25 protein-coding genes and 1 tRNA gene are annotated in these 23,560 nt (G+C 68.0%); 6 read left to right on the top strand and 20 right to left on the bottom strand.

Features of this window, described 5'->3' with window-relative positions:
* Positions 1-23 precede the first annotated feature (23 nt).
* From G5V65_RS13325 to G5V65_RS13335, 3 genes are all read left to right on the top strand, one after another.
* The gene (locus G5V65_RS13325; RefSeq protein ID WP_165050915.1) at positions 24-335 is read left to right on the top strand and encodes an ETC complex I subunit; all 312 of its coding nucleotides are present in this window, start codon (positions 24-26) and stop codon (positions 333-335) included.
* On the top strand, positions 332-802 hold the full coding sequence (locus G5V65_RS13330) for a GNAT family N-acetyltransferase (protein WP_394352244.1): 471 nt from the start codon (positions 332-334) through the stop codon (positions 800-802). The genes G5V65_RS13325 and G5V65_RS13330 overlap by 4 nt, the downstream gene beginning before the upstream one ends.
* A 42-nt stretch (positions 803-844) precedes the next feature.
* Positions 845-921, top strand: a tRNA-Arg gene (locus G5V65_RS13335).
* Between the two features lie 57 nt (positions 922-978).
* On the opposite strand, the gene G5V65_RS13340 is transcribed toward G5V65_RS13335, so the two are convergent.
* Both G5V65_RS13340 and G5V65_RS13345 read right to left on the bottom strand, forming a co-directional pair.
* Positions 979-1,713: a pseudouridine synthase gene (locus G5V65_RS13340; protein ID WP_165050918.1), complete on the bottom strand. Its 735-nt coding sequence runs from the start codon at positions 1,711-1,713 to the stop codon at positions 979-981.
* Positions 1,714-1,746: 33 nt separating this feature from the next.
* Positions 1,747-2,100, bottom strand: coding sequence for a cupin domain-containing protein (locus G5V65_RS13345; RefSeq protein ID WP_165050920.1), 354 nt, complete (start codon positions 2,098-2,100; stop codon positions 1,747-1,749).
* Positions 2,101-2,244: 144 nt separating this feature from the next.
* Here G5V65_RS13345 and G5V65_RS13350 point away from each other — a divergent pair, with 144 nt between their 5' ends.
* Complete coding sequence (locus G5V65_RS13350) at positions 2,245-2,817, top strand: GNAT family N-acetyltransferase (RefSeq protein WP_165050922.1); 573 nt, start codon at positions 2,245-2,247, stop codon at positions 2,815-2,817.
* 46 nt (positions 2,818-2,863) lie between these two features.
* Here G5V65_RS13350 and G5V65_RS13355 read toward each other — a convergent pair whose 3' ends face one another.
* From G5V65_RS13355 to G5V65_RS13385, 7 genes are all read right to left on the bottom strand, one after another.
* A complete protein-coding gene (locus G5V65_RS13355; RefSeq protein WP_165050924.1) occupies positions 2,864-4,111 on the bottom strand; it encodes a mandelate racemase/muconate lactonizing enzyme family protein in 1,248 nt (415 codons plus the stop codon).
* 131 nt (positions 4,112-4,242) lie between these two features.
* Positions 4,243-5,454 carry a TCR/Tet family MFS transporter gene (locus G5V65_RS13360; protein WP_165050926.1) on the bottom strand — a complete coding sequence of 404 codons (1,212 nt, stop codon included), beginning with the start codon at positions 5,452-5,454 and terminating at the stop codon, positions 4,243-4,245.
* A gap of 38 nt (positions 5,455-5,492) precedes the next feature.
* The gene (locus tag G5V65_RS13365) at positions 5,493-6,221 is read right to left on the bottom strand and encodes an alpha/beta fold hydrolase (RefSeq protein ID WP_165050928.1); all 729 of its coding nucleotides are present in this window, start codon (positions 6,219-6,221) and stop codon (positions 5,493-5,495) included.
* A complete protein-coding gene (pcaD, locus tag G5V65_RS13370; RefSeq protein WP_165050930.1) occupies positions 6,214-7,002 on the bottom strand; it encodes a 3-oxoadipate enol-lactonase in 789 nt (262 codons plus the stop codon). The genes G5V65_RS13365 and pcaD overlap by 8 nt, the downstream gene beginning before the upstream one ends.
* A gap of 69 nt (positions 7,003-7,071) precedes the next feature.
* Complete coding sequence (locus G5V65_RS13375) at positions 7,072-8,043, bottom strand: threonine ammonia-lyase (RefSeq protein WP_165050932.1); 972 nt, start codon at positions 8,041-8,043, stop codon at positions 7,072-7,074.
* Complete coding sequence (locus tag G5V65_RS13380; RefSeq protein ID WP_165050934.1) at positions 8,040-8,864, bottom strand: alpha/beta fold hydrolase; 825 nt, start codon at positions 8,862-8,864, stop codon at positions 8,040-8,042. Before G5V65_RS13380 ends, G5V65_RS13375 begins: the two co-directional genes overlap by 4 nt.
* Positions 8,861-9,535, bottom strand: a complete 675-nt coding sequence (locus G5V65_RS13385; protein ID WP_165050936.1) for a haloacid dehalogenase type II — start codon at positions 9,533-9,535, stop codon at positions 8,861-8,863. The genes G5V65_RS13380 and G5V65_RS13385 overlap by 4 nt, the downstream gene beginning before the upstream one ends.
* Positions 9,536-9,664: 129 nt before the next feature.
* On the opposite strand from G5V65_RS13385, the gene G5V65_RS13390 reads away from it, so the two are divergent.
* Both G5V65_RS13390 and G5V65_RS13395 read left to right on the top strand, forming a co-directional pair.
* The gene (locus G5V65_RS13390; protein WP_165050939.1) at positions 9,665-11,443 is read left to right on the top strand and encodes an ABC transporter transmembrane domain-containing protein; all 1,779 of its coding nucleotides are present in this window, start codon (positions 9,665-9,667) and stop codon (positions 11,441-11,443) included.
* Between the two features lie 116 nt (positions 11,444-11,559).
* Complete coding sequence (locus G5V65_RS13395) at positions 11,560-13,449, top strand: acyl-CoA synthetase (protein ID WP_165050942.1); 1,890 nt, start codon at positions 11,560-11,562, stop codon at positions 13,447-13,449.
* Positions 13,450-13,461: 12 nt separating this feature from the next.
* On the opposite strand, the gene dtd is transcribed toward G5V65_RS13395, so the two are convergent.
* The 11 genes from dtd to G5V65_RS22705 all read right to left on the bottom strand — a co-directional run bounded on the left by dtd (position 13,462) and on the right by G5V65_RS22705 (position 23,395).
* Positions 13,462-13,896, bottom strand: a complete 435-nt coding sequence (dtd, locus tag G5V65_RS13400) for a D-aminoacyl-tRNA deacylase (protein WP_165050945.1) — start codon at positions 13,894-13,896, stop codon at positions 13,462-13,464.
* Complete coding sequence (locus tag G5V65_RS13405; RefSeq protein ID WP_165050947.1) at positions 13,893-14,816, bottom strand: carbohydrate kinase family protein; 924 nt, start codon at positions 14,814-14,816, stop codon at positions 13,893-13,895. Before G5V65_RS13405 ends, dtd begins: the two co-directional genes overlap by 4 nt.
* Positions 14,817-14,874: 58 nt before the next feature.
* Positions 14,875-15,834 (bottom strand): phosphoribosylaminoimidazolesuccinocarboxamide synthase, encoded by a 960-nt coding sequence (locus tag G5V65_RS13410; RefSeq protein ID WP_165050949.1) that lies wholly within the window; start codon positions 15,832-15,834, stop codon positions 14,875-14,877.
* Positions 15,835-16,242: 408 nt separating this feature from the next.
* A complete protein-coding gene (locus tag G5V65_RS13415) occupies positions 16,243-17,331 on the bottom strand; it encodes a primosomal protein N' (replication factor Y) - superfamily II helicase (protein WP_165050952.1) in 1,089 nt (362 codons plus the stop codon).
* A gap of 3 nt (positions 17,332-17,334) precedes the next feature.
* Complete coding sequence (locus G5V65_RS13420; protein WP_165050954.1) at positions 17,335-18,438, bottom strand: SPFH domain-containing protein; 1,104 nt, start codon at positions 18,436-18,438, stop codon at positions 17,335-17,337.
* A gap of 33 nt (positions 18,439-18,471) precedes the next feature.
* On the bottom strand, positions 18,472-19,416 hold the full coding sequence (locus G5V65_RS13425; protein WP_165050957.1) for a DUF2927 domain-containing protein: 945 nt from the start codon (positions 19,414-19,416) through the stop codon (positions 18,472-18,474).
* Positions 19,417-19,460: 44 nt separating this feature from the next.
* Positions 19,461-20,642, bottom strand: coding sequence for a toxic anion resistance protein (locus tag G5V65_RS13430; protein ID WP_165050960.1), 1,182 nt, complete (start codon positions 20,640-20,642; stop codon positions 19,461-19,463).
* A gap of 358 nt (positions 20,643-21,000) precedes the next feature.
* Entirely contained in the window at positions 21,001-21,861 is an 861-nt protein-coding gene (locus G5V65_RS13435; RefSeq protein WP_165050963.1) for a hypothetical protein, read from the bottom strand.
* Positions 21,858-22,226, bottom strand: a complete 369-nt coding sequence (locus G5V65_RS13440; RefSeq protein WP_165050965.1) for a hypothetical protein — start codon at positions 22,224-22,226, stop codon at positions 21,858-21,860. Before G5V65_RS13440 ends, G5V65_RS13435 begins: the two co-directional genes overlap by 4 nt.
* Before the next feature lie 115 nt (positions 22,227-22,341).
* Positions 22,342-23,262, bottom strand: a complete 921-nt coding sequence (locus G5V65_RS13445; protein WP_165050967.1) for a 5-bromo-4-chloroindolyl phosphate hydrolysis family protein — start codon at positions 23,260-23,262, stop codon at positions 22,342-22,344.
* A 1-nt stretch (position 23,263) separates the two neighbouring features.
* Entirely contained in the window at positions 23,264-23,395 is a 132-nt protein-coding gene (locus G5V65_RS22705; protein ID WP_277602948.1) for a hypothetical protein, read from the bottom strand.
* Positions 23,396-23,560 lie beyond the last annotated feature (165 nt).

Consider the following 23,560-nt stretch of genomic DNA (forward strand, 5'->3'; position numbering starts at 1 on the left):
GCACGATCAGGAGGTTCCCACCCATGCGCGCCCGCATCTATCAGCCCGCGAAAACCGCCATGCAATCCGGAACGGCCAAGGCAAAGGGCTGGGTCCTGGAATTCGCCCCGGCTTCGGCCCGCGAGGTGGACCCGCTGATGGGCTGGACATCGAGCGACGACACCCAGGCGCAGGTGAAGCTGCGCTTTGACACGCGCGAGGCGGCAGAGGCCTATGCCGTGGCGAAGGGGATCGAGTTCGACGTTATCCTTCCCAAGGCGCGCAAGCCGGTGATCCGCCCGCGCGGCTATGGCGAGAATTTCGCCACCGACCGGCGCGGGGCCTGGACGCACTGACGGGCATGAGCATCACCATCACCGAGGAAAGCCCGGTCGGTTCCGACCTGCGGCTTCTGTTCGAGCGGCACACCGCCGACATGCATGCCGATACGCCGCCCGAATCGATCCACATGATGGATGCCTCGGAACTGGCGATTCCGGCGGTGCGGTTCTTCGTGATGCGCGATGTGGGGATGCCGGTGGGGATGGGGGCCTTCAAGCGGATCGACGACGCCCATGCCGAGATCAAGTCGATGCATGTGCTGGCCGAGATGCGGGGGCGCGGCCTGTCGCGCCGGATGCTGACCCATCTGATCGACGAGGCCCGCGCGGCGGGCTTTCGGCGGCTGAGCCTTGAGACGGGGGTGCAGCCCACTTTCGTGGCGGCGCGCGCGCTTTATGCCAAGGCCGGTTTCACGGAATGCCCGCCCTTCGAGGGCTATTGGGACGATCCGAATTCCGTCTTCATGACGCGGCAGCTTTAGGCCCCTTGCCTGACGGGGCAGGGTCGGCCAAAAGGGGGCAACGGTCCCGTAGCTCAGCTGGATAGAGCAGCCGCCTTCTAAGCGGCGGGTCGGGGGTTCGAGTCCTCCCGGGATCGCCAGTTTTCAGGATCAGGCGTCTGGCCGGGCTGTTGCCCCTGCGGTTGCCCCTGCGGGGGCTATTCGAAGATCCGTGCGATTTCCGCCTCTGTCAGCAGCCGCCAGGTTCCGGGGGCCATGTCTGCGGGCAGGGTCAGGCCGCCCAGGCTTTCGCGATGCAGCGCCTCGACATGGTTTCCCGCGGCTGCGAACATGCGGCGGACCTGATGATAGCGGCCTTCGGTTATGGTGAGCAGGGCCTCGGTCGGGGTGAGGGGCAGGAGTTCCGCCGGGGCGAGGGGTTTTTCCTCGCCCTCCAGCATCAGATCGCCCGAGGCGAAGAGGGGGCCTTCATGGCCCTGCAGCGGGCGGGCGAGGCGGGCGCGATAGGTTTTGCGGATGTGCTGGCGCGGGCTGATGATGCGGTGCAGGAGCGCGCCGTCATCGGTGAGCAGCAGAAGGCCCGAGGTCTGCTTGTCGAGGCGACCGACGGTCGAGATGGCCGGATCGCGCCGCCGCCAGCGTTTCGGCAACAGGTCATGGACCAGCGGCCCGTCTTCCTTGTGCGAGCAGGTCATCCCGAGCGGCTTGGCGAGCAGGATCACCAGCCCGGGCAGGGGATCGAGCGGTTCCCCGTCGATCCGCAGCCGGGCGGGCAGGTCCGGCGTGACGGGGAGGCGGGCGGAGACATCGGTCAGGTCGGCCCCATCCAGCGTGATGCCGCCCGCGCGCGCCAGCCGCGCCATTTCGCTGCGCGAGCCATAGCCCATGCTGGACAAGAGCCTGTCGATGCGGGTGGTGGGAAGCCTGGCCATGATGTCGATGTCCTGCCGCCCCAAGGGGGCGCGCTATTTCAGCTTGATGCAGAAATGCTTGCGGACGGGCTTTTCGATCTTCCACGTCCCGGCAAAGCCCGGCTCTACCGTGAAGGCATCGCCCGGGGTCAGGGTGACGGGCGCGCCGCCATCGGGCGTGATGGTGATCTGGCCTTCGATCAGGTGGACGAATTCGTAAAGCTTGTAGGTCGCGTGCCAGGTGCCGACGGTTGCCGCCCAGGTGCCGCTGATCACGCTGCCATCGGCCGAGGTGTGCTGCACCCAGGTCTGCATCGTCGGGTTGCCCTCGACCTTTACCCAGCCGTCGAGATCGGTGACCATCGGATCGGGGCCCGGGGCGGGAAAGCGGAAAACCATGTCGGCCATGTCGAAAGCTCCATCTGTCGGCTGTGCTGCCAGTGGTAGGGGGCGGGGGGCGGGCTGGCAAGCGCGAAAGGCCGCGCGACGGGGCTTGCCTGCGGGCGGGGGATCGGTCAGGGAAGGCGCAGGTCTGGGCGGGAAGGGACAAGGATGCTGATCCGGGGCGCGACGGCGGCGGATGCCGATGATCTGGTGCGGTTCATCAACATGGCGGCGGATGATCTGCCGCTGCATTTCTGGAAGAAATCGGTGGGCGAAGGGGGCGACCCCTGGGCCTATGGGCGCGAGCGGGCGGCGCGGGAGAGCGGGAGTTTCTCCTATGGCAATGCCTGGCTGGCCGAGGTGGAGGGCCGGGTGGCCGCCTGTCTGCTGGGCTATCCGGCGGAGGAGGAGCCTGCGCCGATCGACCCGGACACGCCCGCGATCTTTGTGCCCCTGCTGGAGCTTGAGGCCTTGGCGCCGGGGTCGTGGTATCTGAACGTGCTGGCGACCTATGAGGCCTTCCGCGGGCGGGGCCTTGGCAGCGCGTTGCTGGCCAAGGCCGAAGAGATCACGCGCGGGCTGGGGCGCGGGACGATCAGCCTGATCGCGGCGGATACGCATCAGGCGGCGCTGCAGCTTTATGCCGCGAAGGGCTATCGCGAGGTGGCGCGGCGGCCGGTCGTCAAGGGCGACTGGGCGGTGGATGCGCGGGAGTGGATCCTGTTCGTGAAAACGGTCTGACTGGGGCGCGGGGGGGTGCGGGGGGGCTGTGCCCCCCCGCCTGCCCTCAGGTCCGATGCGGCAGGGTCGAAGGTGCGCCGCCTTCGAAGCGGTTGCCGTGGCGATGGTCGCAGGGGGCCTCCTGCATCTGCAGGTGCAGGCCCGTCCCGGTGAAGGGATGGGCGCGGGCGACATCCTCGTCGAACTCGATCCCCAGGCCGGGGGCTTCGGGCGGGAGGATGTAGCCATCCTCCCATCTGATCGAATTGCGGATCAGTTTCTGGTGGAAGGCGCCGCCGGTCTCGATGGTTTCCGCGATCAGCAGGTTGGGGATTGAGGCCGCGAAATGCACGTTGGCCGCCCATTCGACGGGGCCTGCATAAAGGTGGGGGGCCATTTCGGCGTTGAAGATTTCGGCCATGGCGGCGATCTTCTTCGCCTCCCATATGCCGCCCACGCGACCGAGTGCCGGTTGCAGGATCTTCACCCCGCCCGCGCGGAGGAGCGTGCCGAATTCGGCCTTCGTCGTCATCCTTTCGCCCGTGGCGAGGGGGACGCGGACGGATTTTGCCACTTCGGCGAATTCCAGAAGGTTGTCCGGCGGGATCGGTTCTTCGTACCAGAGCGGGTTGTAGGGTTCCAGCTCGCGCCCCATGCGGATGGCGCCCGGCGTGGTGAATTGGCCATGCGTGCCGAAGAGGAGGTCGGCGCGGTCGCCCACCGCGTCGCGGATCGCCTTGCAGAAGGCCACGGAGCGGGTGATGTCGGACATGGCGGGTTCATGGCCGCCGCGGATCGTGTAGGGACCGGCGGGGTCGAATTTCACCGCGGTGAAGCCCATGTTGACGAAGCGCAGGGCCGCTTCGGCGGCGGCGTCGGGGTCCACCCAGAATTCGGCGCTTTCCTTGCCGGGTTCGGGGTAGAGATAGGTATAGCTGCGGATGCGGTCATTCATCCTGCCGCCCAGCAGGGCGTAGACGGGCCGGTTGCGGGCCTTGCCGAGGATGTCCCAGCAGGCGATTTCGAGGCCGGAGAAGGCGCCCATGACGGTGGGATCGGGGCGCTGGGTGAAGCCCGCGGAATAGGCGCGGCGGAACATCAGTTCGATGTTCTCGGGGTTTTCACCCTGCATGTGGCGTTCGAAGACGTCTTCGATCACGGCCTTCATCGCCTTTGGCCCGACGGTGGAGGCATAGCATTCGCCGTATCCCACGATGCCCGTGTCGGTCGTCAGTTTCGGGAAGATCCAGTAGCGCCCGCCCCAGCCGGGGAAGGGGGGCGCGACGACGAAGATTTCGAGGTCCCTGAGCTTCATTCCGTGCCTCCCGTCCTTGGCTGGCGGCGGACCGGGGGTTTTGCACCCCCGGACCCCCGCAGGGTATTTTTCCCAAGATGAAGGGGGCAAGGCAGAAGATCGTGGCCGTTTGCGACCTGCGCGCGCCGCTTTCAGATTTTCCTGCGACCCGTGACGTGCAGGGCGAGGCAGATGACCATCAGGACGGAGGCGAGCAGGAAGGGTGCGCCGGGGGAGTAGACGGGGGCGGAGGGTGTGGTGAAGGCGGCGAAGGTCGTGGTCATGATGAGGGGGGAGGTGATCATGGCGATGGCGTTGAGCGAGGCGAGGACGCCCTGGAGTTCGCCCTGCGCATCTGCCGGGGCGGCGCGGGAGGCGAGGGCCTGCAGGGCGGGGGTGACGACGCCGCCAAGGGCGGTGATGGGGGTGATGATCAGGGCGTGCGCGCCTTGCGTGACAAGGCCGAGGGCGGCCAGCGTGGTGACATCCACCCACATGCCGTAATGCACGGCGCGGTGTTCGCCGAAGCGCTTGATCAGCGGGCCGACGAGCAGGGCCTGGCCTGCGGCGAAGCTGATGCCGTAGAGCGCAAGCGACAGGCCCACCATCGTGCTGTCCCAGCCGAAGCGGGCCTGTCCGTAATAGGCCCAGATCGCGGGATAGACGTTCATCGCGATGCCGAGGATCAGGAAGCAGGTCAGCACGCGTTTCAGGCCGGGCAGTTTCGACACGGCCCGCAGCGCGCCCAGCGGGTTGGCGCGGGCGAGGGAGAAGGGGCGGCGCGTGGCGTCGGTCACGGTTTCGGGCAGGACGAAGAAGCCGAAGATCATGTTGGCCAGCGCCAGGGCAGCGGCGGCGTAGAAGGGGGCGTGCAGGTCGATGGCGGCGAGGAGGCCGCCGATCAGGGGGCCAGCGACGAAGCCCACGCCGAAGCAGGCGCCGATCAGGCCGAAGCGCGCGCCGCGTTTTTCGGCGGGTGTGATGTCGGCGATATAGGCGGTGGCGGTGGAATAGGTGGCCGCCGTGATGCCTGCCACGATGCGGGCGGCCAGCAAGAGCCAGATCGTGGGGGCCACGGCCATGACGAGGTAATCCAGCGACATGACGAGGAGGGAGATCAGCAGGATCGGGCGGCGGCCGTAGCGATCGGACAGGGAGCCGATGACGGGGCCGAAGAGGAACTGCATCACGGCGTAGGAGGTGGAGAGGATGCCGCCCCAGACAGCCGCCTGTGAGAGGGTGCCGCCCGTCACGCTTTCGATCAGGTCGGGCATGACGGGGAAGATCAGGCCGATGCCGATGGCGTCGATGGTGATGGTGATCAGGATGAAGGCGAGGGCGAGCTTTTCGCGGCGGTCGGACATGGGGCTTCCCGTTGGGTTGGCGGGGAAGCTAGCGCGTGTCAGGCGCGGTTGACAGAGGGGAGGCGCGCGATTTCGTCGATGAGGGCGGCGAGGGCGTCGGGGGCCGAGAAGAAGGGGGAATGGGAGGTGGGCAGGGCGCGGATGTGGTCGGGGGGCAGGGGGGAGGACATCGTTTCCTGATATTCCGGCGGGATGGCGCGGTCGTCGGTGCAGCGGATGTAGTAGCGGGGGAGCGTTTCGGCGCGCGACGTGTCGGGGATCGGGGTTTCCTGCGGGCGGATGGGTTGGGGGCAGAGGCGTGCTTTGGCCAGCGCCACGTCCTCGGGCGGGCAGTCGTGGTAGAAGAGCGCGGGGGACTGGTCGGGGTCGAAGGTGAAGGTGGTGCGGGTGGCGTCGATCTGGAACGCCCCGGCGAGCGGTTGGCGGGGGCCGGCCTTGCGCATTTCGGCCAGCGAGTGGCCCGCGCGGGGGAGGTAGGCGCAGAGGTAGATGAGGGCGGTGAAGCGGTCTGGCGCGCGTTGCGCGGCGGCGGTGATGGGGAAGCCGCCCATGCTGTGGCCCACAAGGATCGTGGGGCCGTTCGTGGCGGCAAGGACGGCCTCGGCATAGCGGTCGAGCGTGACATCGGCGGCGGGGGTGGGATCGTCGCCATTCCCGGGCAGGTCGATGGCGCGGGCTGTGTGGCCGAGGGCGCGCAGCGCGGGGAGGACGCGGTGCCAGCACCAGGCCCCATGGGCCGCGCCGTGGATGAGGAGGATGTCAGGCATGGGCGATCTCTGTCAGGAATTGGGTGATCATGGCGGCGTATTCGGCGGGCTTTTCCACCGGGGGGATGTGGCCTGCACCGCGGATCAGGGCGAAGCGGTGGCCCCTGATCAGGTCCGCGGTTTCGCGGACGAGGTCGGGAGGGGTGGAGGCGTCGTTGGCGCCTGCGATGGCGAGGGTGGGGAGGGTGAGGGTGGCGGTCGTTTCGTAGAAATCGGTTCCGGCGATGGCGGCGGCGCAGCCGCACCAGCCTTCGGGATCGGTGGAGAGGAAGAGGTTCGAGAGGCGGGGGAGGGCCGGGTTGTCGCGCCATTTGCGGCCGAGCCAGCGTTCCATCGTGGCGTCATGCAGGGCGGCCATGCCGCCCGCGCGCACGGTGGCGATGCGGTCCTGCCACTGTTCGGGGCGGCCGATCCTGGCGGCGGTGTTCGACAGGATCATCGCACGGACGAGGTCGAGCCGTTTGACGGCGAGGCCCTGGGCGATCAGCCCGCCGATGGAGAGGCCGAGGATGACGGCATCCTTCAGCGCGAAATGATCCATCAGGCGTTCGGCATCGCGGATCAGCGCGCCCATCGCATAGGGGGCGGGGGGAACGTCTGACGCCCCATGGCCGCGCAGGTCGAAGCGGAGGATGCGCAGCGTGGGGGGCAGGAGGGGGATCAGGTCATCCCAGATCGCCGCGCTGAGCCCGAGGGCGTGGATCAGGACGAGGGGCGCGCCGCCCTGCGGGCCGGTGATATCGGCATTCAGGCGGAGATCGGGAAGGAAGACAGGGGCCATGTCGGGAGGGAACTTCTGGTCAGGCTGCGGAAGGGGAGGAAGCGGCGGGAGGGGTTGGGAAAGGCTAGGTCAGGTGGCGTGGCGGTCCAGCGCCATGCGGAAGGTTGCGGGATCGACATTGCCGCCAGAGGCGGTGACGATGACGGTGTCCGGCAGATCGTCGCGGAAGAGGGCGGCGGCCAGCGCGATGGCCCCGCCCGGTTCCAGCACGATGCGCAGATGCGTGAAGGCCAGCGCCATGGCGTGAAGCGCCTCGTCATCCGAGGCGGTGAGGCCCGGGCCGCAGAGGCGGGACAGGATCGGGAAGGTGATCTCGCCCGGTTGGGGGGTGAGGATGGCATCGCAGAGCGAGCCTGCCATGCGGGCATTGCGTTCGATCCGCCCGGAGGCGAGGGAGCGGGCGGCATCGTCGAAGCCTTCGGGTTCGGCGGGGCGGACGGTGAAGCCGGGGGCGCGGGCCTGCAGCGCAAGGGCGATGCCCGCGGTGAGGCCGCCGCCGCCACAGCAGGTGATGACGGTTGCCCCGGTGATCCCCAGGGCGGCGGCCTGGGCGGCGATTTCCATCCCGGTCGTGCCCTGGCCTGCGATGACCTGTGCATCGTCGAAGGGCTTGATCAGGGTCAGGCCGCGTTCGGCGGTGAGGCGCGCGCCGATGGCGTCGCGGTCTTCGGTCGCGCGGTCGTAGAGGATGACTTCGGCCCCATAGGCGCGGGTATTGGCGATCTTTACCTGCGGGGCGTCGGACGGCATCAGGATGACGGCGGGGATGCCATGTGCCTGCGCGGCCAGAGCCACGCCCTGGGCGTGGTTGCCGGAGGAATAGGCCATGACGCCCTTGCCCCGCGTGGCGGGATCGAGGGCGGAGATGGCGGACCAGCCGCCGCGGAACTTGAAGGAGCCCGTCAGTTGCAGGCATTCGGCCTTGACAAAGATGCGGCGGCCTGCAGCGGCATCCAGCAGGGGCGCGTTCAGGAGGGGCGTGACGCGGGCATGGCCGTGCAGGCGGGCGGCGGCGGCTTCGATCTGGGCGATGTCGGTCATGCGCAGGCTTTCAGGAAGGCGTGAACCGCCGTCAGGCTTTCAGGTTCATCAAGGAAGGGGATATGGGCGCGATCCGGCACCTCCGCCAGGATCATGTCGGGGCGGCGGCGGCGCATCTCGGCGGTGGTTTCGGGGGTGAGGAGGTCGGAATTCGCCCCCCGGATCAGGGCGAGGGGCAGGCCCGCGCAGGCATCGAAGAGCGGCCAGAGATCGGCGGGCGGGCCTTCGAAGGCGGCGAGGAAGGCCTCGCGCAGGGCGGGGTCATAGGTGATCTTCAGCCCCGTATCGGTGGCGGTGTAATGCAGCCGCGCCTCGGCCAGCCAGCGTTCGGGCGGGACATTGGCGAAGCCCGGCATGTTGCGGGGCAGGGCGGCGGCGAGGGTTTCGTGATCCTTCGAGGCCGGGTTGCGACCGACATAGTCGAAGATGCGCGCAAGGCCCGCGCGGTGGATTTCGGGGCCGATGTCGTTCAGCGCGATCCCGATGAGGCGGGGTTTGGCCAGCGCTGCAAGCAGCATCGCGATGAGCCCGCCGCGCGAGGTGCCGAGGATCGCGGCGCGGTCGATCTTCAGGTGATCGAGGAGGGCGATGGCATCCTGCGCCTCTTGCGGGACTGTATAGGTTGCGGCGCCGGTCCATTGGCTTTGCCCGCGCCCCCGGTAATCCATCCGGATCAGGCGCAGGGGGGGCAGGTGCGGGCGGAGATAGTCGAAATCTGCCATCGTGCGGGTCAGGCCCGCAAGGCAGAGCAGGGGAAGGCCGGTGCCTTCGTCGGAATAGGCAAGGCGGGCGCCGTCGGGGGCGGTGAAAAAGCGTGTCATGCGATCAGCCGGGGCAGGTGGGAGATGTCGGGGAGTTCATGGAGCGGCGCCTGGGGAAGCCTGTCCTGCGGCAGGGCGAGGCGGTTGATCCAGGCCGTGGCAAAGCCGAAGCGCGCGGCCCCGGCGATATCCCAGCCATTGGAGGAGACGAAGAGCACATCCTGCGGGCGGGTGCCGGTGGCCCGCTCGACCAGGGCATAGACGGAGGCATGGGGCTTGTAGATGCGCAGCGGGTGGACGGAGAGGATCGCTTCGAACTGGCCGGCGAGGCCCGCCGCCTGCGTGGCCTGCTCCAGCATCCCGGGCGTGCCGTTGGACAGGATGGCAAGGCGAAACCCGCCTTCACGCAACTGCCGCAGGGTGGCGGGCACTTCGGGAAAGGCATCGAGCCGGTCATAGAGCGCCATCAGGCGGCCATGCAGGGCCGGATCGGCGATACCTTGCGCGGCCAGCGCCCAATCCAGCGCATCGGCCGTGACGATGCGGAAATCGTCATAGGCCCCGGTCAGGCTGCGGAGCCAGGTATATTCAAGCTGCTTCCTGCGCCACTCCTCGGCCAGGCGGGGCCAGAGCGCGGCAAGCCGCGCGTCTTCCTGCGCGGCCCGGCGGGCGGCGGCGGAGATGTCGAACAGCGTGCCATAGGCATCGAAGACGATGGTCGTGACCGGCATGAAGCCCCCCCTTGGCCTGCAGTCTTGCACAGGCAAAAGGCGGGGGTAAGGGGCGCGCGACCATCCGGGCGCTTGCCCGAAGGCGGGGCATTGCCTAAACCCGGGGCGCGCGCGCAACAGGGAAGAGACATGGCGAAGGAAGACAAGGCAGAGGTTCGTGCCCCGTCAAAGAAGGTGGGCGCGCTGCGCGGGCTTGCCCCGTTCCTGCGGCCCTATCGGGGGATGACGATCCTGGCGCTGGGCGCGCTGGTGCTGACGGCGGGGATGAGCCTGCTTCTGCCGCTGGCGGTGCGGCGAGTGGTGGACGGGTTCAACGAGGATGTGGCGCTGCTGGACCAGTATTTCGGCGCGGCGCTGGGCATTGCGGCGCTTCTCGCGATCGGGACGGGGGTGCGCTATTACTTTGTCACCAAGCTGGGCGAGCGGGTGGTGGCCGATATCCGCCGCGCGGTCTTTGACCGGGTGATGGGGATGAGCCCGGCCTTCTTCGAGCGGCTGCTGTCGGGCGAGGTGCTGAGCCGGATCACCACGGATACGACGCTGATCCTGTCGCTGATCGGATCGTCGATCTCTGTCGCGCTGCGCAATCTGCTGATGCTCTTGGGGGGGATGGTGCTGCTGGCGCTGACCTCGGTCAAGCTGTCGGGGCTGGTGCTGCTGATCGTGCCCGCGGTGGTGGTGCCGATCGTGGTTCTGGGGCGGCGCCTGCGGGGATTGAGCCGCGAGACGCAGGACTGGATCGCCAATTCATCCGGCACGGCATCCGAGGCGCTGATGTCGGTGCAGACGGTGCAGGCCTTCACGCATGAGGCGCGGACGCGGGCCTCTTTCGCGGAGGTGACCGAGAAATCCTATGTCGCGGCCCAGACCCGGACGCGGGTGCGGGCGCTGATGACGGTGATCGTGATCTTTCTGGTCTTTACCGGCATCGTGGGCGTGCTGTGGATCGGCGCGCGGGATGTGCGGGCCGGGGTGATGAGCCCGGGTGAACTGGTGCAGTTCGTGATCTATGCGGTGATGGTGGCCGGATCCGTGGGGGCGCTGTCGGAGATCTGGGGCGAGGTGCAGCGCGCGGCCGGCGCGACGGAGCGGCTGGTGGAATTGCTGGGGGCCGAGGATCCGGTGCAGGATCCGCCCGCGCCGCGGGCCCTGCCGCGCCCGGTGCGGGGCGAGATCGCCTTTGAGGAGGTGACCTTCCGCTATCCGGCGCGGCCCGAGGTTTCGGCGCTGGACGGGATCAGCCTGAAGGTGGCCCCGGGCGAGACGGTGGCGCTGGTCGGGCCATCGGGGGCGGGCAAGACGACGATCCTGCAACTGCTGATGCGGTTCTATGATCCGCTGGCGGGGCGGGTGCGGCTGGACGGGATCGACCTGCGCGACATGGCGCGCGCCGATTTCCGCCGGGCCATCGCGATGGTGCCGCAGGATCCGGTGATCTTTGCGGCATCGGCGCGGGAGAACATCCGCTTTGGCCGCCCAGAGGCGACCGATGCGGAAGTGGAGGCCGCAGCCCGGGCGGCGGCGGCGCATGAGTTCCTGATGGCGCTGCCCGAGGGCTATGACACCTGGCTGGGTGAGCGGGGGGTGATGCTGTCGGGCGGGCAGAAGCAGCGCATCGCCATTGCGCGCGCCATCCTGCGGGATGCGCGGGTGCTGCTGCTGGACGAGGCGACATCGGCGCTTGACGCGGAATCCGAGCGGGCGGTGCAGACGGCGGTGGAAAGCCTGTCCGAGGGGCGGACGGTGCTTGTCGTGGCGCACAGGCTGGCCACGGTGAAGCGGGCGGACCGGATCGTCGTCTTCGATCAGGGGCGGATCGTGGCCACCGGCACGCATGAGGCTCTGGTGGCGGAAGGCGGGCTTTATGCCCGGCTGGCGCGGCTGCAATTCACCGATGGGCAGGCGTGAACGGCGACTGACGTTGCGTTTCGCGCGATGTGCAGCCTTGCAGGGGGGGCTGTGAGCCCTCACATTCCCTTGAAAGGCCCCGGGAGGAACAAGGGGGCCATCAAGGGGAGGATGACATGGGTGAATTCGCCAATCTTGCGGATGTGAAGGCGATCGAGGCGGAAATGCCTTGGGAGGCGCGCGGCATGGCGCGCACGATGCATGAATTCCTGGGCCGGGCGAAGGCGGCCCATGGGACGCGGCCCGCGATCAGCTATCAGATCCTGTCCGGCCCTGCCACGAAGGCCGAGACGCTGACCTGGAACGCGCTGCACGGCAAGGTGACGCAGGCGGCGAACCTGTTCCGCAGCCTTGGCGTGGGCGAAAAAGATGTGGTGGCCTATGTCCTGCCCAACAGCCTTGAAACCGCCGTCACCCTGCTGGGCGGCGCGGTGGCGGGGATCGTGAACCCGATCAACCCCCTGCTGGAGGCCGAGCAGATCAGCGCAATCCTGCGCGAGACCAAGGCCAAGGTCGTGGTCACGCTGAAGGCCTTTCCCAAGACCGACGTGCCGCAGAAGGTGGCCGAGGCGGTGAAGCATGCGCCTTCGGTCAAGACGGTGCTGGAGGTGGATCTTGTGCGCTACCTCGCGCCGCCGAAATCCTGGATCGTGCCGCTGATCCGGCCCAAAAACCCGATCAGCCATACGGCCAATGTTTTGAATTTCAACGCGGAACTGGCGCGACAGCCGGCAGACCGGCTGACATTCGAGGACCGCAAGGAAGACCGCGTCGCCGCCTATTTCCACACGGGCGGCACGACGGGGATGCCCAAGGTGGCGCAGCACAAGCTTTCCGGCATGGTCTATAACGGCTGGCTGGGGCAGCGTTTGCTGTTCAAGGAAACCGATTGCGTGATGTGCCCGCTGCCGCTGTTCCATGTGTTCGCGGCCTATCCGATCCTGATGTCGATGATCGCCTCCGGCGCGCATGTGGTGTTTCCGACGCCTGCGGGATACCGGGGCGAGGGGGTGTTCGACAATCTGTGGAAGCTGATCGAGCGGTGGAAATGCACCTATCTGATCACGGTTCCCACCGCGCTTGCCGCGCTGATGCAGCGGCCCATTGATGCTGACATCTCCTCCCTCAAGAACGCGTTTTCGGGATCGGCCCCGCTGCCGATCGAGCTTTATAACCGGTTCTACAAGGCGACGAATGTGGAGATCGTCGAAGGCTATGGTCTGACGGAATGCACCTGTCTGGTATCCGTGAACCCGCCGGGGGGGACGAAGAAGATCGGGTCGGTGGGCCTGCCCTTCCCGCATACCCATGTGCGTATCCTGCACAAGACGGCCGAGGGTTTCCGCGAATGCGCGGTGGATGAGGTGGGCGAGATCTGTGTCGCCAATCCCGGCGTGTTCGAGGGATCGACCTATACCGAGGTGGACAAGAACAAGGACCTGTTCGCGGAAGGCCGCTTCCTGCGGACGGGCGATCTGGGGCGGATTGATGCGGAGGGCTATCTGTTCATCACCGGCCGGGCGAAGGACCTGATCATCCGGGGTGGGCATAACATCGACCCGGCGGTGATCGAGGAAGGGCTGATGAAGCATGAGGCGGTGGCCTTTGTCGGCGCCATCGGCCAGCCGGATGCCCATTCGGGGGAATTGCCCTGTGCCTATGTGGAACTGGTGAAGGGCAAGGCCGTGGGGGTGGAAGAGCTTGTGGCCTATGCCCAGACCCATATCCACGAACGCGCCGCCGTGCCGAAACACATTGAAATCCTTGACGAATTGCCGAAGACGGCGGTGGGCAAGGTGTTCAAGCCCGACCTGCGGCGCAAGGCCATAACGCGGGTCTATGACGCGGCGCTGGCCGAGGCGGGCATTCCGGCCCATGTCGCCGAAGTGGTGGAAGACAAGAAGCGCGGCTTGGTGGCGCGGCTGGTGCGGAACGGGCCTGTCGATCAGGCCCGGGTGCAGGACGTGCTGGGCGGATTTACCGGCCCCTGGGAATGGACGGACTGACGCCTGCGGGCGTCAGACATCCATCCAGATCGTCACGGGGCCGTCATTGTTCAGGCTGACATCCATATCCGCGCCGAAGATGCCGTTTGCGGTGGGAATGCCTTCATCCTGCATAAGCCGGGTGAAGAGTTCGTAAAGGCGGCGCCCTTCTTCCGGTTTCGCGGCGGTGGAAAAGCCGGGGCGGTTGCCGCGCAGGTCGGCGGCGAGGGTGAATTGCGAAACGATCAGGGCTGACCCGCCGATGTCGCGGATGGACAGGTTCATCTTGCCCTGATCATCCTTGAAAATCCGCATCTTGGCGACCTTGGCCGCGAGTTGGGCGGCCTTTTCGTCGGTGTCGCCCTCCATCGCGCAGACGAGGATCAGGAGGCCGGGGCCGATTTCGCCTGTGACCTGCCCATCGACCGTGACCGAGGCGCGGGAGACGCGCTGGAGGACGGCCCTCACAATTCGTTCCGCCAGGGCGGGTTGGCGCCGGGGCGGGAAACGGTGACGGCGGCGGCACGCGTGCCGAGGGTCAGGGCGGCGTCCAGCGTGGCGTCGGAGAGGGTGGCCAGCGCGGATTTGGTCAGCGCGCCTGCTTCGTGCAGGGCGGCGAGGGCGCCTGCGTTGAAGGTGTCGCCCGCGCCGACGGTATCGGCGACGGTGACGCGGGTGGCGGCGACGAAGCGGTTCTGCGTGGCGGTGATGGCCCGCGCGCCTGCTGCGCCTTCGGTGATGAAGACGAGTTTCGGCCCCTTTTCAAGGAGTTGGCGGGCAAGGGCGGAGATGTCGCCCGCGCCCATCAGCCAATGCAGGTCTTCGTCGGAGAGTTTCACGATATCGGCGCGGGCGATCATGCGTTCGATCCGGGCGCGGTATTCGGGTTCCTTTCCGGCGATGAAACCGGGGCGGATGTTGGGGTCGATCATCGTGACGCGGGTGGGGGATTCGCGGGCCTGGAGCGCCTCATAGGTGCTGGCGGCGGGGTCGTTCACCAGCGAGATGCCGCCGAAGAAGAGGGTGGTGATGCTGGCGGGCAGGCTGGGGAGCTGATCCTGCGAGAGGAGGCGGCCTGCGGTGTTTTCGTCGTAAAAGGCATAGGTGGCCTGGCCGTCGACCAGTTTGACGAAGGCCACGGTGGTGGGCCGGTCGGAGCGGGCGCAATGCGCCGTGTCGACCTTTGACGCTTCCAGCGTTTCGGTCAGGATCTGGCCGAGCATGTCATTGGAAATGCCCGAGAAAAAGCCGGAGGGCGCGCCGAGGCGGCCCAGCGCGATGGCGGTGTTGAACACCGCCCCCCCGGCATAGGGAGAGAAGGCCGGTTCGCCCAGCGTGGTGGTGCGGGGGAGCATGTCGATCAGGGCTTCGCCACAGCTGAGAATCATCGGGGCCTCCTTTGCTTGGCCGCGACCTTAGCGGATATCGCGATGTTAGCGCAAACAATCAGCGGGTGAACCAGGGCGCGAGATTGGCGCGGATGCGGTCGAGGGGGGTGGTGCCGGAGGTATCGGGGGTGAAGGGCTGACCGGTGATCATCTGATAGGCGTCGATATAGACCTGGGCGGTCTGGGCGATCATTTCCTGAGGGATTTCAGGGATTTCGTCCTTGTAGGGGTCGCAGCGGGCGGCGACCCAGGCGCGGATCACGTCCTTGTCGAAGGAGGGGGGGCGGGTGCCGTTGTCAAAAGCGGCGGCGTAGCCGGAAGCGATCCAGTAGCGCGAGGAATCGGGGGTGTGGATTTCATCGGCGAGAAGGATGTTGCCCGCCTCATCCGTGCCGAATTCGTATTTGGTGTCCACAAGGATCAGGCCGCGTTCGGCGGCCATTTGCTGGCCGCGGGCGAAGAGGGCGAGGGCCTTGGCGGAGACGTCATCCCATTGCGCCTGCGTCAGAAGTCCTTGGGAAACAATGTCTTGCGCGGTGAGGGGTTCGTCATGGCCGCCGTCGAAGGCCTTTGACGTGGGGGTGATGATGGGGGCGGGCAGGGCCTGATTGTCGCGTAACCCGTCGGGGAGGGTGTGGCCATACATGTCGCGCAGGCCCTGTTTGTAAAGCGTCAGGACCGAGGTGCCGGTGGTTCCTGCGAGATAGCCGCGCACGACGATCTCGACGGGGAGGATCGTCAGGCGCTTGCCGATCACGACGTTTGGATCGGGGTAGGAGATGACGTGGTTGGGGCAGATGTCGGCGGTCTGTTCGAACCAGAATTTCGCCGTCTGCGTCAGGACCTGGCCCTTGAACGGGATGGCGGCGAGGATGCGGTCGAAGGCGGAGATGCGGTCCGACGAGATCAGGATGCGGGTGCCATCGGGCAGATCGTAGCAGTCGCGGACCTTGCCGAAATAGGGGTTGGGGAGTTCGGGGATATGCGCCTGGGACAGGATGCGGGTGAGGTCGATCATGGGGGCCCCCGTTGCAGGTTTCGGGGCGGTGATGGGGCGGGGGCGGATGGGAGTCAAGCGGGGGGATTGGGGCGGGCGTCAAGTGCTTGCGGACGCTGGATTAATTCGGGGCGAGGGCGGAAAAGGCGGTGCCGCGACCGGTGCAGCGGGCCGGTGCAGACGGCTGTGCAGACGCGCGGGGGATGCGGCGGGTGTTAACCGGGGCATGCCGGGGGCGTGCGAATCGGGGGGGGGGGGGTGTTGGCCCGGTGGGGAAGGCGATTTCTGACGCAGAAATCGCGGCGGAAATTGACGCAATTTCCGCTTGGGAAGCGGGGGGCATGATGCCGGGCGAGAGACCGGGTGCAGCGCGGGGGGCCGATTTCTGCGTGCAGAAATCGTCGCGGAAACTGTGTCAGTTTCCGCCCCCTAGCGCGACTGGGTCACGGCCAGGACGATGCCCGCGACGATCAGGCCCGCAAGGATCGCGAAGGCGATCTTCCACGCGCTCCAGGGGCGTTCGCCCTGGACCTTGCCGGTCTGGCCGTTCACGACGAAGCGGTAGCTTTTGCCGTTGTATTTGTAGGCGGCCATCCAGATGGGCAGCAGGACATGCTTGAAGGTTTCGTCCTTCCAGTCCGTCTCGACCTGGTCGATGCGCTGTTCGTCGCCGCCGATATCGGCGCGGACATCCTGCCGGATCACGCCCTCCATCACTTCGCGCGCCATGACATGCCCGTCGGCAAGGGGGATGGTATAGCCCTCGGCGGTGAAGCCTGCGAGGTAATCGTCGCGCCAGGGCTGCAGCGTGGTGAGATCCCAGGGCTGGAGATTGTCGGTATAGCTGCGCGGCAGGCTTTGGCTGGCGAGGATCAGCACATCGTCGAAGGCGCGCGCGACCCAGCCCGAGCGGGCGGACCAGCGGGTGCGGCGGACCTGTTCGGTTTCCGTCTTGCCGTTGCGGGTGACGCTGCGGGTTTCATAGTAGTGATCCCCCCGCGCGCCGGAATAATGCGAGCGGGTGGCGGCGTCGAAGGTCCAGAAGGGGACGTAGAGGCCGTTCAGCGCGCGGCCCTTGCGGGCATATTCCTGCAACCCGTTGGGCGCGAACCAGAGGCTGCCGAGCCAGTTCGTCATGGCCTGGCGAGCCTGGCTTTCGTTCAGGACGAAGGGCATCACCGCCTGCGGCTTGATCCGGCGTTCCTCGCCCGTGCCGATGGCGACGGGCGTGGCGCAGAAGGGGCATTCGGTGGCATGGGTCGCGCCCTGGAATTCCACCTGCGCGCCGCAGGAGGGGCAGGGGGTGATGCGCACGCTTTCCATCTGGGCGGCGGGCAGGTCGTCGGACAGGCCGCGGGCGAGGTCGATCTCGTTCAGGTGGCGGGCGCGGGCCTCGGGCAGGTCGGGGATGTCCTGCCGCGCGCCGCAATGGTCGCAGACCAGTTCCGTCGCGCCCGGTTCATAGCGGAGGTCGGCCCCGCAGCTGTTGCAGGGCCAGTTCTTGCGATCAGCGGGCATGGGTCAGGCCCCGGGCGGCGGGGGCGGGGGAACCTGGGCGAAGAGGCGGGACAGGTCCGTCTCGGCGGCGGGTTTCCAGCCGTCCATTCCGGCGGACCAGACCTGCGTGGCGCGGGTCAGGCTGCCATTGGCGATGAGGGCGGGAAGGTCGGACTCTGAGAAAGGCCCCTTGGTCGCGCCGTTTTCGGCGATGTGCCATTGGCGTGAGGCTGGCGGCGGGGGCGGTGGCGGGGCGGCGGCAGCGGCGGGCGCTGCGCCCCATGGGCCGCCCTGTGCCATGTTCTGGGCCATGGCCATGCCCATGGCAGCGCCCATGCCTGCGGTCATGGCATCGCCCGCCGAGCCGGGTTTTCCCATCGCCTCGGCCGCCGAAAACTGCATGTACTTGTTCAGATCGCCCGCGATGCCGACGGAAGTGCGCTTGTCCAGCGCCTTTTCGACCTCTTCGGGGAGGGAGATGTTCTCGATGTAGAATTCGGGCAGGGTGAGGCCGTATTCGGCGATCTGGGGCGCGATGGCGGTGGTGACGAGCTTGCCCAGATCGGCGGTGTTCGCGGCCATGTCGAGGACGGGGATGCCCGAGCCTGCGATGACGCGGGAGAATTCCTGAATGATGACGTTGCGGATCTGGAAGCTGATTTCATCGGCGGTGAATTCGCCATCGGTGCCGACGATTTCCTGCATGAATTTCGCGGGGTCGCCCACGCGCATGGAATAGGTGCCGAAGGCGCGCAGGCGCACGGGGCCGAATTCCGGGTCGCGGCACATGATGGGGTTCTTGGTGCCCCATTTCAGGTCGTTGAAGCGGGTGGTGGAGATGAAATAGACCTCGGCCTTGAAGGGCGAGTTGAAGCCGTGATCCCAGTGCTGCAGCGTGGTCATCACCGGCATGTTGTTGGTTTCCAGCATGTAGAGGCCGGGGCCGAAGACATCGGCCAGTTGGCCTTCATGGATGAAGACGGCGGCCTGCCCTTCGCGGACGGTCAGTTTCGCGCCGTATTTGATCGCGTTGCCGCGCCGTTCGAAGCGCCAGACCATCGTGTCGCGGCTGTCATCCGTCCAGTCGATGACGTCGATGAATTCGCCCTTGAGGAAATCGAAAACCATATCACTGCCTCCTTGCCGGTCGCCTGGCCGGGTTCAACTGTCGCCGCCCACGAGCCGGGCTGCAAGCGATTCCACGATGGGGCGCGCCTCGGCCTCGGTCATGCCGGGGCGCAGGGCGGGGGAATAGAGCATCTTCAGCATCAACTCGTCCTGCCGGGTGAGCAGGGCGAATTCCTCGTCATCGTTGAAGATGGAGGGGCGGGCGGTGGGGCTGTCATTGGCGAGGCCGAGGCCCTGGGCGATCTCCTCGTGCAGGCAGGAGAGGCGGAGGAGATCGGGATGTTCGGCGCGGATCACGGCGAAGGCGCGGGTATAGGTGGCGCCATCGCCCGCCGACATGGCGTAGACGAGGCAATAAGTGGAGCGCGGCATGTCGGTGATGGCCGCGACTTCGGAGGGGGAGAGGCCGGGAAGCGCGCTGCGGACCTGCGGGCCGAGCGCGCGGCGTTCGTCTTCCGAGACGATGTGGATGAAGAAATTGGGGGCGCGGTCATCGAGGCCGATGGGATGGCCGGTGACGCGCGAGAGGCGTTGCAGGAAGGAGGCGACGCGGGCCGTATCGGCGGCGCGGCGGTCCGGCGCGGTGGAGGGGCCGAAGCGCAGGCCGACGCGGACCGGGGCCTGCCATTTGCGCAGGCGGCTGGTGGTCATGCGCTGAACGGGGCCTGCGGCGGTGCGGGTGTATTCGTCATAAAGCGCGATGCGGATGAAGTTTTCCGCAAGCATCCTGTCGGTGAAGGGGGTGTCGGGGCCGCCGCCATCGGTGCGCAGGAGACCCTGCGAGAGGAGCTGCGCCTGCACGCGGGCGTAATGCGCCCGGGCGAGCGCGGAGGCGGGGGTTTCGGTCCCCGGAGGCAGCGTCGTGGTCGCGGCGGCGGCCGGGGTGGCGCGGTTGGCCCCGGTGGGCGGGGGCGTGGTCGGCGTGCAGGCGGTGAGCCCTGCCAGCGCAAGCGCGGCGAGGGCCTTGGGGGCGTTCATGATGTTCTGGCCGATGCGGGCTTGAGGGAGAGGAGGGGAGCGGTTCAGGGGGCGGGGCTTGCGGGAGAGGGTTCGGTGCTGCGGGCCCGGGCCGAGGCGAGGGTATCGCGCAGATCGGATTCCATCTTCTGCAATTCGGTTTCCGCAGCGGCCCGGCGGGCCTTGCCTTCATCGGCGATGCGCAGGCTGTCCTCGATCGTGGCGATCAGGGTTTCGTTGGCGGCGCGGACGCTTTCGATATCGAAGACGCCGCGTTCCATTTCCTCGCGCACCACCTTGTTGGCGGCCTGCAGGTTGTCGGCGTTGGATTTCAGAAGCTCGTTCGTCAGATCGTTCGCCTCGCGCACGGCTTCGGCGGCCTCTTTGCTGCGCTGGATCGTGACGGCCTGGGCAAGCTGGGTTTCCCACAGCGGCACGGTGTTGACGAGGGTGGAGTTGATCTTGGTCACAAGGCTCTTGTCGTTTTCCTGCACGAGGCGGATCGAGGGCAGGGATTGCATGGTGACCTGGCGCGTCAGCTTCAGATCATGCACCCGGCGTTCCAGATCGTCGCGGGCGGCGCGCAGGTCGCGCAGTTCCTGGGCGATCTTGACCTTGTCGGAGTCCGGCGCGGCGGCGACCTGGGCCTCTTTGGCGGGGATGGCGGTGCTGTCGGTTTCGGCAAGCTTCGCCTCGCCCGCCGCGATGTAGAGGGCGAGTTCGTCGTAGAAGCGGAGGGTCTTCTCATAGAGCAGGTCGAGTGACTTGATATCCTTGAGAAGCGTGTGTTCGTGCTTGAGCAGGTCTTCGGTGATGCGGTCGATCTGGGACTGCACCTCTTCGTAGCGGGCGACGAATTTGGCCAGGGGCGCGGCCTGACCGGTGAGCTTGTCCCACCAGCTGCGTTCGCGGCTGACATCCAGTTCCTCGGAGGCGAAGCCGCGGATCGTGGTGACGATCTGGCGCAGGGCATCGCCCGCGGGGCCGACATCCTTGTTCTTCACGCCGGCAAGCATGTCCTGCGAGATGACCTGAAGCTCCGCCTGGGCGGAGGAGCCGAAGGAGATGATGGATTGGGTGTTCGCCAGATCCACCTCGTCCATGCGGCGGCGGATTTCGGCGGCCTTGTCGGCGGGGGCCTGGTCCAGGGGCATGATCTCGGCCACGGGCGCGGGCAGGATGGCGGTGGTCAGCGCCTCGACTTCGGCGAGGGCTTTGGCGGCATCTTCGCGGACGGTGGTGGACATGGCCTGATCCTTCTACTGGGGCGGGCGGGGCGCCGGAACTTCGTCATGAAATGGGTGTTCGCCGCCTGCCGCAGCCTGCGACAGGTTGGCGCGATTTTCCAGAGCGGTTTTGCGGCAGGGGGCCAGAAAAGCGGCTTGACGCCGGGGCAGGCAGGCGCGGCCGGGGGGAAGGGGGAAGGGGAAGGGGGAAGGGGAGGGGGGGGGGGGACGGGGAAGGGGGAGAGGGGAAGGGGGAGAGGAAAGGGGAGAGGAAAGGGGAAGGGGGAGGGGACCGGGGAGGAGGAGGGGAAGGGGAAGGAGGAAGGGGCAGGGGGAAGCAGGGGGAGGGGGAAGGCGAAGGGGGCTGGGGAAGGGGGCCTCAGGCGACGAGGTCGTCGAGGCGGGCCGCGACGCGGGCCAGCGTGGCCGCCAGTTCGGAGCGGCGCGCCGGATCGGGCCGGGCGGCATCGCGCGGGGCGAAATGGTCGGCGGCATCGGCCAGCGCGGGCAGCCAGAGCGCGAGCGCGCGGCGGGCGAAGGGCCTGTCGGCCGGATCGGGGCCGAGGGAGGCGGCAAGGCTGTGGATGGCGCGCGCCAGATCGGCGGTCGCGGCGCGGATGGCGGCATCGTCACAGGGGGCCAGCGCGGCCTGGATGCGCCCGAGTTCGGCGCGGGCGGGATCGGTGGCGGTCTCGTTGGCGGAGGGGCGGGCGGAGGTGGGGTCGCTGTCGGTGGCGGATCTGTGATCGGCCTGATCGGGGGGCGGGGCGGTGGCCGGATCCTCGGCCATGTCGTGGGCCATGTCGTCGGCGGCATAGGGGTTGCGGCCATCGAGCCCGAAGGCCAGCAGGTGCAGGCCGAAGGCAAGCCCGCCGCAGAGCAGGGTGGCGGGCAGGGCGGTGCCATTGCTGGCAAAGGCCGCGGCCACGGCAAGGCCCATGATCACGGCGGAGACCGTCTTCAGCGGCAGGCGCGTGGCCGGGGCGGAGGACGGCGCCTCGCCCGACTCGGCCCGCAGGCCCGCGCCGAGCAGCCAGAGCGCCAGCAGGTAGAGGCTGGTGATGGCGGCGATGACGAGGGCCTGGGTCAGGCTTTCGGGCAGGCGGAAGAGCGGCAGGGCGAGGGCCAGCCCGTGCAGGGCGATATAGTCGCGCGAGGCGCGGCTGCCCGGGCTTGCGCGCCAGCCGAAGCGGAGGAAGGGGCGGGCCTTGCCCGAAAGGGCGGCGGGGGCGGCGGTCATGGCTGAATCCCGGTATTGGCCGCAAGCATCAGGCCCATCAGCGCAAGCAGGGCGGTGACATGCTGCAGATCCGTGGCAAGGGCAGGACGGCCCGCGCGGGGGCACGAGGCGAGGTCAGTGGCGAGGTCAGTGGCAAGGCCATCAGTGACGCCAGAGGCAAGACGGAAAGCCGGGCCCGAGGCGAGGGGGCGCAGAACGCGAAGCGGCAGGGCCGACAGCCGCCGCCAGAGCGCCCCCAGCACGAGGCCCGAGAGCGCCAGTGCCAGGATGAGGGCGATGAGCAGATGCCCCGGCCCCGAGCCTGTCGCCGCGAGGGCGAGGCCAAGTCCGAACAGCAGGGAAAGGAAGAAGAACGCGGTTTTCATGCGATCCTGCCAGATGTGCCGTGGCAGGAGAATCACCTGAAATGGCGGCGATATTGGGGCCATTCCGGGGAAAGCCCGGGCTTGCAGGCGGCCAGTCCTGCGCGGCGGGGGGCGATCAGTGGTCGCGCTGGAGCCTTTCGCGCAGCACGCCGATCTCGACATCGAGATCGGTGCGGTTGTCCGACAGCAGCGCCTGGGTGCGGCTGGCGAAATTGATTTCCAGATCGTCGAGCAGGGCTTCGTAATCGGCGCGGGCGGTGGCATCGCGGTTCTGGCGGTAGAGATCGGCGAATTTCACCGTCGCGTCACGCGCCCCTGTCAGATAGACCGAGAGATACTTGCGCGCCGCCGTCAGATCGCGGGGGTCGCCCTCGATCGTGCGGAACATGGCGCGGGCGGTGGTGGCGAAGCGGTCGACGCGGGTTTCCAGCGCCCGGTCGCCCGCGCGCAGGATCGCATCGGACATGGCGGCGAGCAGCTTTTCCGCCTCGTCCACGGCGCGGGCGACGCGGTCGGTCTGGAAGCTGTCGATGCCTTCGGTGCCCTTGTCGCGCAGGGGATCCGGGCCGAAGGCCATGAGGTGCAAGAGACCGCCCGCGATGCCGATGCCCAGCGGCAGGAAGCCCGCCTGGCTGATCGAGGCGGCAAGCGCCAGGGCGGCCCCGGTCAGGACCGAGGCAAAGATCTTGCGCGGGATGGCCGGGCGGCGGGCGATGCGGCGGTCGTCATATTCCTGATGCGCGCGGGTGCCTTCGCGGGTGAGCCATGCCGCGAGCAGCAGGAGCGCGGTCGCACCAAGGCCCGGCAGCAGCGCATCCGGCCCGCCGGTGAAGGCGGGAACGAGCAGGGTGAGCGAGGCGAAGAAGAAGATGTTGACCCGCGCCCCGGCGCGGCTGGGCCGCTTGCCATCGAAGCGGTGGGGCGGAAGCGGGGGCTGGCCGCCCGAGGCGGGGCCGCCGCGGGCCTGGCGGCGTTCATCGGCATCGCCGCGGCGCTGGCCGTCGGGGCTGTATTTTCCGCCGAAACGCTGGGCCATGTCACTGCACCCCGCTGCCGGCGGTGTAGAGGATCAGCGCGAGCAGGACGAAATAGGCCAGCGTCTGCAATCCTGTGCCCGTCATCCCGCCCCCTGCCTGTGCTGTTTGCCCGACGGGGCGACTATAGGGCAAGGCGGCGGCGCGGGGCAATGGTGGGGCTGAGGATCAGCGCGGGCGGCGGGGGGGCGGGCCGGGGCGGCGCGGGCCGGGTTTGGCGGGCGCCCCGGGGGACGGTTTGGCGGGAGACGGCTTGGCGGGGGAGGGGCGGGCCTTCCTGCCGGGGATGGTGGCGCGGGG

Source organism: Paragemmobacter kunshanensis, from assembly GCF_011059185.1.
Lineage (GTDB): Bacteria > Pseudomonadota > Alphaproteobacteria > Rhodobacterales > Rhodobacteraceae > Paragemmobacter > Paragemmobacter kunshanensis.

What these genes read in the sequence shown, in the direction of transcription:
- G5V65_RS13325 (WP_165050915.1), top strand. Translation starts at nt 24, where the DNA reads ATGCGCGCCCGCATCTATCAGCCCGCGAAAACCGCCATGCAATCCGGA.
- G5V65_RS13340 (WP_165050918.1), bottom strand. Translation starts at nt 1,713, where the DNA reads ATGGCCAGGCTTCCCACCACCCGCATCGACAGGCTCTTGTCCAGCATG.
- G5V65_RS13345 (WP_165050920.1), bottom strand. Translation starts at nt 2,100, where the DNA reads ATGGCCGACATGGTTTTCCGCTTTCCCGCCCCGGGCCCCGATCCGATG.
- G5V65_RS13350 (WP_165050922.1), top strand. Translation starts at nt 2,245, where the DNA reads ATGCTGATCCGGGGCGCGACGGCGGCGGATGCCGATGATCTGGTGCGG.
- G5V65_RS13355 (WP_165050924.1), bottom strand. Translation starts at nt 4,111, where the DNA reads ATGAAGCTCAGGGACCTCGAAATCTTCGTCGTCGCGCCCCCCTTCCCC.
- G5V65_RS13360 (WP_165050926.1), bottom strand. Translation starts at nt 5,454, where the DNA reads ATGTCCGACCGCCGCGAAAAGCTCGCCCTCGCCTTCATCCTGATCACC.
- G5V65_RS13365 (WP_165050928.1), bottom strand. Translation starts at nt 6,221, where the DNA reads ATGCCTGACATCCTCCTCATCCACGGCGCGGCCCATGGGGCCTGGTGC.
- pcaD (WP_165050930.1), bottom strand. Translation starts at nt 7,002, where the DNA reads ATGGCCCCTGTCTTCCTTCCCGATCTCCGCCTGAATGCCGATATCACC.
- G5V65_RS13375 (WP_165050932.1), bottom strand. Translation starts at nt 8,043, where the DNA reads ATGACCGACATCGCCCAGATCGAAGCCGCCGCCGCCCGCCTGCACGGC.
- G5V65_RS13380 (WP_165050934.1), bottom strand. Translation starts at nt 8,864, where the DNA reads ATGACACGCTTTTTCACCGCCCCCGACGGCGCCCGCCTTGCCTATTCC.
- G5V65_RS13385 (WP_165050936.1), bottom strand. Translation starts at nt 9,535, where the DNA reads ATGCCGGTCACGACCATCGTCTTCGATGCCTATGGCACGCTGTTCGAC.
- G5V65_RS13390 (WP_165050939.1), top strand. Translation starts at nt 9,665, where the DNA reads ATGGCGAAGGAAGACAAGGCAGAGGTTCGTGCCCCGTCAAAGAAGGTG.
- G5V65_RS13395 (WP_165050942.1), top strand. Translation starts at nt 11,560, where the DNA reads ATGGGTGAATTCGCCAATCTTGCGGATGTGAAGGCGATCGAGGCGGAA.
- G5V65_RS13405 (WP_165050947.1), bottom strand. Translation starts at nt 14,816, where the DNA reads ATGATTCTCAGCTGTGGCGAAGCCCTGATCGACATGCTCCCCCGCACC.
- G5V65_RS13410 (WP_165050949.1), bottom strand. Translation starts at nt 15,834, where the DNA reads ATGATCGACCTCACCCGCATCCTGTCCCAGGCGCATATCCCCGAACTC.
- G5V65_RS13415 (WP_165050952.1), bottom strand. Translation starts at nt 17,331, where the DNA reads ATGCCCGCTGATCGCAAGAACTGGCCCTGCAACAGCTGCGGGGCCGAC.
- G5V65_RS13420 (WP_165050954.1), bottom strand. Translation starts at nt 18,438, where the DNA reads ATGGTTTTCGATTTCCTCAAGGGCGAATTCATCGACGTCATCGACTGG.
- G5V65_RS13425 (WP_165050957.1), bottom strand. Translation starts at nt 19,416, where the DNA reads ATGAACGCCCCCAAGGCCCTCGCCGCGCTTGCGCTGGCAGGGCTCACC.
- G5V65_RS13430 (WP_165050960.1), bottom strand. Translation starts at nt 20,642, where the DNA reads ATGTCCACCACCGTCCGCGAAGATGCCGCCAAAGCCCTCGCCGAAGTC.
- G5V65_RS13435 (WP_165050963.1), bottom strand. Translation starts at nt 21,861, where the DNA reads ATGACCGCCGCCCCCGCCGCCCTTTCGGGCAAGGCCCGCCCCTTCCTC.
- G5V65_RS13440 (WP_165050965.1), bottom strand. Translation starts at nt 22,226, where the DNA reads ATGAAAACCGCGTTCTTCTTCCTTTCCCTGCTGTTCGGACTTGGCCTC.
- G5V65_RS13445 (WP_165050967.1), bottom strand. Translation starts at nt 23,262, where the DNA reads ATGGCCCAGCGTTTCGGCGGAAAATACAGCCCCGACGGCCAGCGCCGC.